The organism is Psychrobacter sp. NPDC064578 (assembly GCF_044901245.1).
GTDB lineage: Bacteria > Pseudomonadota > Gammaproteobacteria > Pseudomonadales > Moraxellaceae > Psychrobacter > Psychrobacter cibarius_C.
The window spans coordinates 155,260-167,898 of sequence record NZ_JBJDPI010000004.1; the positions used below are offsets into that span (position 1 = coordinate 155,260).

Sequence of the window (12,639 nt, forward strand, 5' to 3'; positions counted from 1 at the left end):
AAATTATTAATCATGGAATCTTTGTGTGGTAACTCATTCAGCTTGCTATTAACGCCACTGCTCGTATTACTGGGTAGGATGGTGATAAGCCAATCAAGCTTGTGCTGATTCTACCTCTATCTATATATTACCTATAAATAAAAGCATTGTCAGACATCTTTAATGAGAGAAATTGGTAAGAAAACTTATGGATAACCTAACATTAGGGAAAGATTGATATAACCTGTGTTACTACTTCGAAATATAAGCCACCGTGCAAGCGCCACAATCAGTCAGTTAGTGCAAAAACATCTAGTCAACGTAGAGGTTCTCAAGTACCATAATTCAATTTTGTTGTAATGGCTGTATTTGTGCAACGTTAAGCAATTTTTATCGATCCCGTTTGTCAGTGCTATTTATCAGTGTCAGTTACCGATAGATGATGCTAATGATTGATAAAAATTGTGCGCAGTTGTGTTCTTTATCTTAAGTGTTGGTGAGTTATTATGTCTGCTGTCAAATCTGTGCCGCCCAATCAACCAATTGCCAAAAAATCATGGGGAGAGGCTGCAAAGGCCTATTTAGACCCTCGTGTCATTATCATGTTGTTTTTGGGCTTTTCAGCGGGTATTCCTATACTGCTTATCTTTTCAAGCTTGTCATTATGGCTCAGAGAGGCAGGCATTGATCGTAGCGTTGTGACCATGTTCAGTTGGGCAGCGTTGGGTTATTCATTTAAATTTATTTGGGCACCATTAATCGATGCGCTTCCTGTGCCATTTTTGACTAAATGGTTGGGTCGTCGACGCAGTTGGATGGTGGTATCACAGCTGCTTATCATATTGGCTATTTTTTCGATGGCAAATGTTAATCCAGTTAGTGAAGATGTTTTAGTCTACATGGCAGGTGCTGCAGTGCTGCTTGGCTTTTCTTCTGCCACCCAAGATATCGTTATTGATGCTTACCGCATCGAGCTTGCACCGCCATCGATGCAATCTATTTTATCCTCTATTTATGTATCAGGTTATCGCATCGGCATGATCGTCGCGGGGGCAGGTGCTTTATATTTGGCAGATTTTTTTGGCTCGAATGAGACTTTTTATAGTTATGAGGCATGGCGAAATACTTACTACATCATGGCAGGTGTCATGACTTTAGGGGTATTAACGACGTTTGCTAGCTATGAGCCAACGGCCGAAACGTTGCAAAGTAAAAAGCAGAAGGGTAATTTAAAAGTATTTCTTATTTATTCTGCTTTATTACTCATACCAGGTTTACTTTTTGGCGTTATCTATCTGATCAATATTTTAATTAATACAGTATTTGATAGCACATTGGCATTTATACCTTTAATGGTAATGCCAGCGATTAAGTTTTACTTTTTGGCATTGGTCGCTTGTGCCCCTTTGTTACTGTTGTATTTCATCATTAATCAACCAAAAATTATTAATAAAGCCCCATTGGTTGCTGAGACTCGCGAAGATTATGTGAGATTGGTGTCGCTATTTGTATTTTCTGTGATCGCTTTTATCGCCGCTTATATATTGATGGGACAAGTACTGCCAGAGTTTGAAGGTGCGTTTTCCAGCTTCTTTGTTGAAACATTGCATCTGCTGATAAGCTTGGGTGTAGCGATGGCGGCAGGTTATGCATTGGTACAAGTTGGGTTGGTGAAAAAAGAAGTAGCCATGGCAACTTGGGTCGAGCCGATCTTGGACTTTTTTAGACGCTATGGCAAAAAGGCGTTATTACTATTGGCGCTCATCGGGCTATACCGTATCTCAGATATCGTAGCAGGCGTTATTTCCAACGTCTTCTATCAGGACATGGGCTTTAGTAAAACTGACATTGCCAATGCGGTAAAGTTGGTTGGTGTGATCATGGCAATTGCGGGTGGGTTTTTAGGAGGGCTACTGGCACAGCGTTTCCGCATTATGCATGCCATGATGATTGGCGCTATTCTCGCTTGTGCGACCAACTTACTATTTGTGGTATTGACGTATAATCCAGGCAGTCTGCCAATCATGTATATGGCAGTGATATTTGATAACTTGGCGGCTGGTCTTGCTAGTGCTGTCTTTATTGCTTTTTTATCAGCGCTGACTTCTATCCGCTTTACGGCAGTGCAGTACGCTATTTTCTCTTCACTAATGACGCTCATTCCTAAAGTCATGGGTGGATATTCTGGTGCTATCGTCGACAATATGGGCTACCCATTTTTCTTTATCTTTACCTTTGCCATTGGTATTCCAATTTTGGCGTTGATTTACTTTGTTGATAAACATATCGTCATCGGCGATAACGATGATATTTATGACGATGACAATAATAATGGAAGCAGTGATAAGTTAGTCAAGGCAAATCCAAACCTGACTGATACCAAAGAACCACCACGTGCGTCAGAGTAGGCTAAACAGTATTTTTATTTTTATTTTCATTGATTTATAATATTTTTAAGAGTTACTTATGACAGCATCGACCATTCGTCAAATCAAGCAGGACATTCAGCAGTTGACAAATGAGACTGCAAATAGCAATTTGCCGCCATTTTGGCTCACCGATTGGCTATTATATGTCATCGATAAGCCTGCGATATCCTTAATGACGGATGAAGATTATCAATTAACGGACAGCGAAATTGAGCAATTCAATGCAGGTGTAACGAAGATGCAGCAAGGAATGCCACTTGCGTATTTGACGGGTCAGCAAGAGTTCTGGTCGCTGATATTTACTGTCAATGAGCACACTTTAATTCCGCGACCTGATACTGAGATACTGATTGAGCAAGTATTAACTTGGATAAAATCTCAGCCAAACAGTGTCAGCAGCCCAGAACGGTTATTGGATTTAGGGACAGGTTCAGGTTGTATTGCGATTAGTCTCGCTCACGAGTTAAATACGCAGCGTTCAGACAGTGAGGCAGAAAGCTGGCAAGTCGTTGCGGTGGATATGTCGCCAGAAGCGCTCAAGGTTGCTCAGCACAATGCAGTTATCAATGATGTTGCTGATATTGAGTTTATACAAAGCAGTTGGTATGACGAGCTGCCCAGTCATGGCGAGCTATTATTTGATGTGATTGTGTCCAATCCTCCTTATATCGATGAGGAAGATGAGCATTTAGCACGCCTTGTAGCCGAACCTATTAGTGCCTTAAGTGCTCCCAATCATGGGCTTGCCGATATAGAGCATATCGTAGGACAGGCACCGAAATACTTGCGTGTCGGTGGGCTACTGGCTATCGAACATGGTTTTGACCAAGGTGATGCCGTTCGCAAGTTGTTTGTAGACAGTGACTTCGAATCTGTGCGTACAGTACAAGATTATGGTGGTAATGATCGTGTTACGCTGGGTCAAATTAAGTCATCAGGTTTTTGTTAGTAGACTTCTTTAATAATAGGTTATTGGTAATAAATATGGCGCACACATCATATGAAGGGCAGTTGTTGGATGAAGAGCTGCTGCGTTATGCAAGGCAAATATTATTAGACGGTTGGGATATTGATGCTCAACTACGCTTAAAGTCAGCTCGTGTGGTTATGATAGGGGCAGGCGGGCTTGGTTGTCCTGCTTCTGAGATGCTGGTGCGTGCAGGACTTGGGCAAATTCATCTGATAGATGATGACATCATTGAAGCCAGCAACTTGCAGCGCCAAACGCTGTTTTTACCTGAGGATATCGGTCAAACTAAGGCGCTAACAGCGGCGCACATGTTAGAGCGTATTAATCCTTTAATTACCGCTCGCGGTACAGTTGCAAGACTAAGCGAAGACAATGCTTATGAATTGCTCGATATGGCGACAGGCAAGCCTGATTTGCTTTTAGATTGCACCGATAATTTTGCGACGCGTGATGTCATCAATCGTATTAGCGTGCGCTATAAAATCCCGCTATTATCTGCCTCAGCCATTGCGATGCAAGGTCAGTTGGCGCTATTTGAGCCGCAACTAAACACTGGTTGTTATCACTGCGTGTTTGGTTCGGTAGTACTTGATGCAGCGGCTGATGAGCGTACGTGTGCTAACTCAGGTGTGCTAGCGAGTACCACTGCTATCATGGGTAATTTGCAAGCGAATGCTGCCCTGCAGTATTTGGGATTAACCAAAAATCCACTGACAAATAAGCTATTAATATGGGATGGTAGCCAGATGCAGCAACGGCTGATGGGCTATCGCCAAGATGCTGCTTGTCCTGTCTGTAGTAGTCATTAGTGATTGTTCATTAGTAGCTGTGTAACTTGTCATTATTTATAATCGCCTATTCTCAAAACCCTTTCTTATGACCATAGTTGTTTTTTATGAAAATTCATCGTCCGCATTTATTAAAGCATACCTTCAATGTCATGAACCGTGTTCGCCAAACAGCCAGCGTGGCAGGTTTATCTGCGCTGAGAGTGGCAAAAGGTGAAAAGCCTGATGCCACATTATTAAAAGAAACGTTTGAGCAGTTGGGCACGACTTATATCAAGATTGGTCAGTTTATCGCCAGTACGCCGTCACTGTTTCCACGCGAATATGTAAAAGCTTTTCAGAGCTGTTTGGATCAGACCACGCCATTGTCCTATGCTTATATCGAGCAGGTATTGAAAGAAGAGTTGGCGGTTGATGGCATGACGCTTGTTGATAAGTTCGCCCATATCGACTCAGAGCCATTGGCATCAGCTTCTATTGCGCAAGTTCATGCGGCACGGTTGCATAATGGCGATGAAGTCGTATTAAAGGTGCAAAAGCCTGACGTCGAGACCATTATGCAGACCGATTTGGGCGTATTGCATGGGGTGACTAAGTTACTTGAGATTCTGATGCCGTCGATGAAGTTTGCCAGTATTGCGCCGATTATCGATGAGATTCGCCTGCGCATGCTTGCCGAGACGGACTTTATCGCTGAGGCACAAAACATCCGCGATTTTCAGCAGTTCTTAGCCATATCAGGTAATACACGCGTGGTAGCACCCAAAGTATATGAAGAGCTGACGACCAAGCGTGTACTAACCATGAGCCGCTTGTACGGCGTATCTATGGTCGATGAGTCGCTCATGCGTCAGTATTGTGCTGATCCTGCGCAAGTCATGGCGGATACCTTGAATACGTGGTTTGCCAGTCTCATGCTGTGCAACAGTTTTCATGCTGACTTGCATGCGGGCAATTTGATGCTATTAACCGATGGTCGTATTGGCTTCTTGGATTTTGGTATTGTCGGTAAGCTAAAAGCTGAGAGTTGGCGTGCGTGCATGGGTATGATGCAGGCCATGCAGGACAGTGACTATCAAGCGATGGCGCGCCATATGATTGATATGGAAATGACCCATGGTGGCAATAAAGTCGATGTAGTGGCGTTGGGTAATGATTTGCAGCGTATGATGAAGACTATTATGGCGGAGGACAAATCCTTTACCAGTGGTGTGCCTTTTAATAGTAAAGAGCAAGCCGATGAGCTAAATAAAATGATGCTTGAGATTGTAGAAGTCGGTAAGCGCCATGGCATACATTTCCCACGTGACTTTGCTTTATTGACCAAGCAGATGCTATATTTTGATCGCTTTATGCGTACGCTGGCACCTGATATGGATATGTTTAGTGATCAACGCGTACAAATGCTAGGACACACAGAAACAGATGTGACCATGCCGCCAACAGTAAACGTATCGTAGTTTTCGCTTGTATGTTTGATTATTAATCCGCCGCTGCTCTTGAATGCTCTAACACAAAGGATTGTGTGCTAATGGCCGCAAAAATGGCTCTGTCATGATGACTGCTCTCAAAAGCCGTGCTTTTCCTCATATTACCAATGAAGCTGCCATTGCCTGTATCGGTATGTACTGCATGGCAGTCGTCATGGGCTATGGACGTTTTTTGTTTACTGCCACCTTACCCGATATTATGGTGCAAGTGTCGATTTCAACGACGATTGCAGGCTGGCTTGCCTCTATCAATTACATCGGTTATTTTATCGGTGCCCTCATTGCCATGTTTGTGCCTCAGCGCTCGACGTGGCAAGCGCTGACACTGTGGGCGATTATAAGTGTCGTCACAACGATGCTACTTGTCGTACCTGATATGTCATTAACTCTATGGTATCTCATTCGTCTAATCGCAGGTATTGCAAGCGGTGTAGCGATGATTTTAAGCTCATCGTTTGTGATTCAAAGCTTAAGTCCTGAACGCCGCTCTGTACTGTCGGCAGTACACTACGCAGGTATTGGTGTGGGCATCAGTGCCTCTGCCATACTGACGTGGTGGTTGTTGATATTGGGCTATCATTTTGATGTCATTTGGTTGGTAGCAGGCTTTACAAGCTTACCTCTGGTATGGCTACTCTATGCGGTAAAACCAAGACAAGCAAATGGTTCCGACTTGCTGCAGACTGATCCTACACAGCACGTGTCAGTGCATCAAACCTATTTGAGCTTTAAGCGCGCTTTGTATGAGGCCATTGCTGGCCATCGTAAGGCTATTGCTTTGCTGTCAGCGAGCTATGTACTGGCAGGCTTTGGTTATATTACCTCTGCGACATTTTTGCCAGTAATGGCAGCACAGCGCCTCACGACGCAGACGTATGCTGGATTGCTCATTTGGCTAGTCGTTGGTGTGTTTGCGATGTTATCAAATCCACTGTGGGGCGCACTTGCCAAGCGAATTGGTGAAATTAAAACGTTAATAGGCTTAACGATATTACAAGCATTTGGGATGTGCCTGCCCATATGGTTCGACGGCGCTATTGGTTTGTACGGCAATGCTGCTATTTTAGGTTTGACCTTTGTGGGTATGGTATCGATGACGCTCACTTTGATTAAAAATATCAATCCTGCTTACTCAAATTTGCTGATAGGATTGGCAACTTTGGCTTATGCATTGGGTCAGTTCTTGGGACCATTGGTGACGGTAGCATTGGCAGGGCAGGACGACAATTTCAATGCAGGGTTACTCGTTGCCGCCGCTGGATTGATGGTTGGATTGGTGCTGTTGCTATTGTTTCGTCGACAGCCACCGACTACCATTTAAACCACACTACGATTAAATATTTCTCGCAGCTCAAAACTGGTATGCACTTGAGCGACACCTTCGATACGATTGAGCCTATGTAATAAAAACTCCTCATAATGTGCCATATCGCGTACTCTTACCTTGATAAGGTAGTCTTCTGTACGACCCGTGACAATGCTACAGCTAATGACTTCATCAAAGCTCTGAATCTTACGCTCAAATTGCTCAAAGCGCTCAGCCGTATGGCGGTCCATACTAATCGCGATAAAGACGGCGAGCGGGTAGCCAAGTTTTTGCGCATCTGTTTTGGTGTGATAACCTGTGATAATACCAGCATCTTCTAAGCGTTTAATACGGCGTGCACAAGGCGTGGCTGACAGGTTGACGTGTTCGGCAAGCTCGGTGATACTCATACGTGCCTGAGTTTGCAATACGCGCAAGAGCTGTCGATCGATCTCATCAATATCGGCTAAATGTGGACTATTCAGATGACTGTTTGACATGATCTGTTGCTTTATTAGTGAATTCAGCTAATTATACTGAGTAAATTGTATTTTTTCACTAAAATAGCGCGATATATTATCAAAGAAAGCGGATTTCTATTGCGTAAACTCTGATATTATTATGGTATAAACATTGGTTATCTCGTATGATAAACATTGATCTAATCACCAGCCGTCCAGCTAAAAACATAAATTCCCATATCATCTAAGGATTGATTATGTCTGACCAAGCCAAACGCACTGTAGCCTCAACGACTGCAAAGATTACACCCAAAAATGCTGCTTTTGATTATAAAAAGTATCGTCCATTTGCTTTTGCGCCCTCGCTGTCAGAGCGTACTTGGCCGAGCAAAACGATTGAAAAGTCACCAATCTGGGCAAGTGTGGATCTGCGTGATGGCAACCAAGCACTGATTGATCCGATGACAATCGAACAAAAAATGCGTTTTTTTAAAACGTTGGTTGAGGTTGGTTTTAAAGAGATTGAAATTGGCTTTCCATCAGCGGCGCAGGTTGAATTTGATTTTGCTCGTAAACTTATCGAAGAAAATCACGTCCCAGACGATGTGACTTTGCAGGTATTGGTGCAGGCTCGTGAGCATTTGATCGCCCGTACGTTTGAGTCATTAAAAGGCGCGAAGCGTGCGATTGTTCATGTCTATAATTCAACCTGCCGTGTACAACGTGAAAAGGTCTACGGTAAAGACAAAGCTGAGATTAAAGAAATTGCTGTTACTGGTGCTAAATTATTGGTTGAATATGCGGCTAAATATCCAGAAACAGAATGGGTGTTCCAGTATTCACCAGAGAGCTTTAGTCAAACAGAAACTGAATATGCTGTAGAAGTCTGTGATGCGGTCTGTGAAGTATGGCAACCACAACAAGGGCAGGAAGTGATTTTAAACTTGCCAGCGACGGTTGAAGCGTCTATGCCCAATGTTTTTGCCGATCAAGTCGAGTATTTCTGCCGTCATCTTGCCCAGCGCGAGCATGTCATTATCAGCTTGCATACACATAATGACCGTGGCTGTGCGGTTGCAGCAGCAGAGCTTGGGGTGTTAGCGGGTGCCGATCGTATCGAAGGTACGCTATTGGGTAACGGTGAGCGCACGGGTAATATGGATATCATGGTCATGGCGATGAATCTGTTTAGCCAAGGTATCGATCCAGAGCTTGATTTTAGTAACATGAGCGAAATTGTACAAGTGGTCAGCGAATGTAACAATTTGCCCTTACATCCGCGTCATCCATACGTCGGCGAATTGGTCTTTACGGCCTTTAGTGGCTCACATCAAGATGCCATCAAAAAATCTCTCGATTATAACGAAAAGCATCAAAACGAGACGGATAACGTTTGGGATGTGGCTTACTTGCCAATTGATCCGGCGCATATTGGTCGTAGTTATCAGGATGTGGTACGTATCAATAGCCAGTCTGGTAAAGGCGGTGTGGCTTATATCTTGCAGCGCAACTATGGCTTTAATTTGCCGCGCTGGATGCAAATTGACTTCAGCGGCGTGGTACAGAAGCAAGCTGAATCAGCTGCTCGTGAATTGCAGAATGATGAAATCTTACAAACCTTTGAAGATACGTATCTACAGCAAGGCAGTTTTGAGCTGTTAGATTATACGGTCAATAATAAAGGCGGTGAAGTCTACTTTACTGGTCAAGTACAAATGAATGGGGACATTATTAATATTGATGGCACTGGTAATGGTCCATTATCATCGTTTATTGACGGCCTTGCCCAGCACACTGGTAAATCGATACATGTCATCAACTACGCTGAGCATGCGATTAATCCGCAGCACAATAGCGGTGATGGCATCGATGATGATACCAATAATGACAACAAAACTAATGCGAATGCGGCGGCTTATATCCAACTAAATGTAGATGGTGAAGTTTATTCTGGTATTGGCACTTGCAGTAGTACTGTATCAGCAATGCTTAAAGGCGCATTATCAGCGTTTGCTCAAGCAGTGAGTACTGCCACTGCTTAATGTTTTTATGATCGTCTTAATAACTTGTCGCTATAACGCTGTCGCTTCTTGTCTTTGGCAAGTAAAGCGATGGCGTTATTTTTTGCATGAAAAACGACAGTCTATATGCAGAAAGTAGACATTTATAACTATCACCTATCTTGCAGTTGGTTAAAGCATCGCGACTAATAGCATAATGTTACTTGTGTTTTTGATGTCTAAGACTTACGCTAATGTACATAACTCATATTATATTATTATAAACAAAAGGTTAATTATGGAACCTATCTCACTTGCTTCATTTTCATTGGCTGCTATTTTGGCGTCATTGCCAGTAAATGGCGAGGTGGTCACTAAACCGACTATTACCACTCATATCAGCCCAGCTATCGCAGGACAATGGGAAATCGACTTAGACAGTAGTATCACGATGACCAAAGAAGCAAAAGCCAGACAAGCTGCAGCAAAAGAGCTGAAACAGACAAAAAGTGATGAGCCAGAAGTGACTGCGGGCACAGAAGGCGGTCTCCTTGTGCAAAGTGAAAAGCGCGTCCTTAATATTAAGCCAAATACTAACAACCAGTTAACGGCCTCCGCCAAAAAAGCAAATCAGTGCCGCGAGCTATATAATTTTGCGGCCGATAATGAGATGTGGGCAGTGAGTGGCAAAGAGTGGACATATGGTCGTTACCTAATCACGCACCGAGAAAAAGGGCTGCCCATTATTGCGCTAAAAACAGTCTATGACAATAACGAGGTAGATTGTTCAGGTAACCAAATCGACCAAACTGACGAAGCGTTGATTGCGTTTTTAAATCACGATGGCAACCAAATGCAATGGTGTGCGGATCCTGATGGTAATGAATGCTTTATGAATTTTAATAGAGTGTTACCGTAGCATTTTCTTTATTTATAAAACTTAAAACCATTTTTTCTAAAATAGAAACATAAAAAACCGCTATCTAAATAGGTAGCGGTTTTTTTTATGTTTGACAAAAATCAAAGCAGGTTATACATCCGCCTTCTTTTTATTGCCAGTTAGAAGCTCTCTTTCAAGATAATGAATATTTTGTGCTTCGTGAATAAAATTGTCATCTGCCAAAATGACATCGCGATGCAGCGGGATATTGGTTTTAATACCCTCAATTACCAATTCATCGAGTGCATGTAGCGTTTTAGAGACGGCTTGCTGGCGCGTTTGACCATGGCAGATAAGCTTGCCAATCAATGAGTCATAATAGCTTGGGATCTCATAGCCCGGGTAGAGATGCGAGTCAAAGCGTACACCAGCACCACTGGGGGCAAATAACTGAGTGACTGTACCAGGACAAGGCATAAAGGTGGCTGGATCTTCAGCATTGATACGACATTCAATGGCATGGCCTTGAATCTCAATCTCGCTTTGACGATAAGACAAACCGTAGCCTGCTGCGATTTTTAGCTGCTCGACGACCACGTCGATGCCAGTAATCATCTCAGTTACCGGGTGTTCAACTTGCACACGAGTATTCATCTCAATAAAAAAGTATTCATTATTTTCAAATAAAAACTCAAAAGTACCCGCACCGCGATATTTCACCAACTCACATGCTTTGATGCAAGCGTCTAAGATAGGCTGACGTACATCGTCAGGGATATCAGGCGCAGGGGCTTCCTCTAATACTTTTTGGTGGCGACGTTGCAATGAACAATCTCGATCATATAAGTGAATGGCATTACCATTACCATCGCCAAGCACTTGTATCTCTACGTGGCGCGGATTTTGTAGGTAGCGTTCCATATACACGGTATCATCACCAAACCACAGCTCAGCTTCTTGCTTAGCAGCCTGTACTTGCCCAATGACTTCTTCGAAGCGCTCAACCACGCGCATACCGCGACCGCCGCCGCCAGAAGCTGCTTTAATCAATAACGGGAAGCCGATATGACGTGCTTGCTCTTCAGCATTATGCAACGTTACCGCGCCCACTGAACCAGGGACGGTCGGTACGCCAGCTTTTTTCATCGCATTAATAGCAGAGACTTTATTGCCCATTAATCGAATATGGTCAGCATTAGGACCAACGAAAGTGAGACCTGCTTCTTCGACGCGTTCAGCGAATTCAGCATTTTCAGCCAAAAAACCATAACCCGGATGGATAGCATCGGCACCAGTGATTTCAGCTGCGGTTAAAATAGTATTGATATCAAGATAGCTTTGATTGGCATTGGGTTTGCCAATACAGATTGCCTCATCAACAAAGCGCAGGTGCATCAAGTTTGCATCAGCTGTAGAGTAGACACCGACGGTCTCTATGCCAAGGGCTTTGCAGGCTCGAACGATACGTAGGGCAATCTCACCTCTATTGGCGATGAGCAGTTTTTTTATCATGGGGTCATCCTTGTCGAAGCGGCGGTCATTGATAGAGTCGTTATTTTAGGCACTATTAAATTGAGCTACGATAAAGATAAAATAACTCAAGCTAAAATGCCAAATGATAACGAAATCTCTATCATAATGAGGTAAAGGTTGGTAAATAGTGTCGTTAAGCTTTATAGCGTATGACGGGTTGACCAAACTGTACCACTTCGGAGTTATCGACTAAGATTTCGTCAACGACACCACTTTGCGTTGCCTCAAGAGGATTCATAATTTTCATGGCTTCGATGATGCCCAATGTGTCACCAGCTTGCACCTTTTGTCCGACCTTTACGAATGGCGGATCATTAGGGCTAGGGGCTGAGTAATAAACACCAACCATCGGCGATGTCTCAACGCTACCCGCTTTTACCGCTGGCTTTGCTTCAGCAGTGATAGGGTCAATGCCAGCAGCAGGTGCGGCCATCATGGTCGGTGCAGGCGCATCATAGTGACGAGTTAAGCTGATGTGTTCATCATCTGAGCTGATTTCTAAATTAACCAGTTCACTTTCTTCCATGAGGGCGATTAGGGTGCGTATTTTTTCAATATCCATAGTTTTAATTTTGCCTTCTACTAATTTCAAGAAATAGTGTAACTAAATATTGTGTAGGTAATTGCTAATGATACCTATATTCATGGCAATGAGCAATCGATGTACAGTTGTTAACTGAGTTTTTTTACATATTATGACGTAAGCATTTCTTACGAGTAAGAAATGCTTAATGATTTATCATAGTCTATGTGACCATGTAGCGCTAGTCATGGTTAGTAGATACTGCATTTACATCAGTATC

10 protein-coding genes are annotated in these 12,639 nt (G+C 43.3%); 7 read left to right on the plus strand and 3 right to left on the minus strand.

Annotated elements, in window-relative coordinates; genetic code table 11:
- Positions 1 to 485: 485 nt before the first annotated feature.
- The 5 genes from ACI2JM_RS05975 (at position 486) to ACI2JM_RS05995 (ending at position 6,977) form a co-directional block, all read left to right on the plus strand.
- On the plus strand, positions 486 to 2,387 hold the full coding sequence (locus ACI2JM_RS05975; RefSeq protein ID WP_404642843.1) for an AmpG family muropeptide MFS transporter: 1,902 nt from the start codon (positions 486 to 488) through the stop codon (positions 2,385 to 2,387).
- Positions 2,388 to 2,445: 58 nt separating this feature from the next.
- Complete coding sequence (gene prmC, locus ACI2JM_RS05980) at positions 2,446 to 3,357, plus strand: peptide chain release factor N(5)-glutamine methyltransferase (RefSeq protein WP_404642845.1); 912 nt, start codon at positions 2,446 to 2,448, stop codon at positions 3,355 to 3,357.
- A gap of 35 nt (positions 3,358 to 3,392) precedes the next feature.
- Positions 3,393 to 4,187, plus strand: coding sequence for a HesA/MoeB/ThiF family protein (locus ACI2JM_RS05985; protein WP_404642847.1), 795 nt, complete (start codon positions 3,393 to 3,395; stop codon positions 4,185 to 4,187).
- An 86-nt stretch (positions 4,188 to 4,273) separates the two neighbouring features.
- Positions 4,274 to 5,626 carry an ABC1 kinase family protein gene (locus ACI2JM_RS05990; RefSeq protein ID WP_404642849.1) on the plus strand — a complete coding sequence of 451 codons (1,353 nt, stop codon included), beginning with the start codon at positions 4,274 to 4,276 and terminating at the stop codon, positions 5,624 to 5,626.
- A gap of 94 nt (positions 5,627 to 5,720) precedes the next feature.
- On the plus strand, positions 5,721 to 6,977 hold the full coding sequence (locus ACI2JM_RS05995) for a YbfB/YjiJ family MFS transporter (protein WP_404642851.1): 1,257 nt from the start codon (positions 5,721 to 5,723) through the stop codon (positions 6,975 to 6,977).
- On the opposite strand, the gene ACI2JM_RS06000 is transcribed toward ACI2JM_RS05995, so the two are convergent.
- A complete protein-coding gene (locus ACI2JM_RS06000; RefSeq protein ID WP_404642853.1) occupies positions 6,974 to 7,462 on the minus strand; it encodes an Lrp/AsnC family transcriptional regulator in 489 nt (162 codons plus the stop codon). The two genes, ACI2JM_RS05995 and ACI2JM_RS06000, sit on opposite strands and share 4 nt — an antisense overlap.
- 218 nt (positions 7,463 to 7,680) lie before the next feature.
- Between ACI2JM_RS06000 and leuA the strand changes: the two genes are divergently transcribed.
- Together leuA and ACI2JM_RS06010 are read left to right on the plus strand one after the other, a co-directional pair.
- Complete coding sequence (leuA, locus tag ACI2JM_RS06005; protein ID WP_404642855.1) at positions 7,681 to 9,465, plus strand: 2-isopropylmalate synthase; 1,785 nt, start codon at positions 7,681 to 7,683, stop codon at positions 9,463 to 9,465.
- 256 nt (positions 9,466 to 9,721) lie between these two features.
- Positions 9,722 to 10,342, plus strand: a complete 621-nt coding sequence (locus ACI2JM_RS06010; protein WP_404642857.1) for a hypothetical protein — start codon at positions 9,722 to 9,724, stop codon at positions 10,340 to 10,342.
- Positions 10,343 to 10,453: 111 nt separating this feature from the next.
- Here the strand turns inward: ACI2JM_RS06010 and accC are convergent, their stop codons facing one another.
- A complete protein-coding gene (accC, locus tag ACI2JM_RS06015; RefSeq protein WP_404642859.1) occupies positions 10,454 to 11,815 on the minus strand; it encodes an acetyl-CoA carboxylase biotin carboxylase subunit in 1,362 nt (453 codons plus the stop codon).
- 154 nt (positions 11,816 to 11,969) lie between these two features.
- Entirely contained in the window at positions 11,970 to 12,398 is a 429-nt protein-coding gene (gene accB / locus ACI2JM_RS06020; protein WP_404642861.1) for an acetyl-CoA carboxylase biotin carboxyl carrier protein, read from the minus strand.
- Between the last annotated feature and the right edge of the window lie 241 nt (positions 12,399 to 12,639).

What these genes read in the sequence shown, in the direction of transcription:
- ACI2JM_RS05975 (WP_404642843.1), top strand. Translation starts at nt 486, where the DNA reads ATGTCTGCTGTCAAATCTGTGCCGCCCAATCAACCAATTGCCAAAAAA.
- prmC (WP_404642845.1), top strand. Translation starts at nt 2,446, where the DNA reads ATGACAGCATCGACCATTCGTCAAATCAAGCAGGACATTCAGCAGTTG.
- ACI2JM_RS05985 (WP_404642847.1), top strand. Translation starts at nt 3,393, where the DNA reads ATGGCGCACACATCATATGAAGGGCAGTTGTTGGATGAAGAGCTGCTG.
- ACI2JM_RS05990 (WP_404642849.1), top strand. Translation starts at nt 4,274, where the DNA reads ATGAAAATTCATCGTCCGCATTTATTAAAGCATACCTTCAATGTCATG.
- ACI2JM_RS05995 (WP_404642851.1), top strand. Translation starts at nt 5,721, where the DNA reads ATGATGACTGCTCTCAAAAGCCGTGCTTTTCCTCATATTACCAATGAA.
- ACI2JM_RS06000 (WP_404642853.1), bottom strand. Translation starts at nt 7,462, where the DNA reads ATGTCAAACAGTCATCTGAATAGTCCACATTTAGCCGATATTGATGAG.
- leuA (WP_404642855.1), top strand. Translation starts at nt 7,681, where the DNA reads ATGTCTGACCAAGCCAAACGCACTGTAGCCTCAACGACTGCAAAGATT.
- ACI2JM_RS06010 (WP_404642857.1), top strand. Translation starts at nt 9,722, where the DNA reads ATGGAACCTATCTCACTTGCTTCATTTTCATTGGCTGCTATTTTGGCG.
- accC (WP_404642859.1), bottom strand. Translation starts at nt 11,815, where the DNA reads ATGATAAAAAAACTGCTCATCGCCAATAGAGGTGAGATTGCCCTACGT.
- accB (WP_404642861.1), bottom strand. Translation starts at nt 12,398, where the DNA reads ATGGATATTGAAAAAATACGCACCCTAATCGCCCTCATGGAAGAAAGT.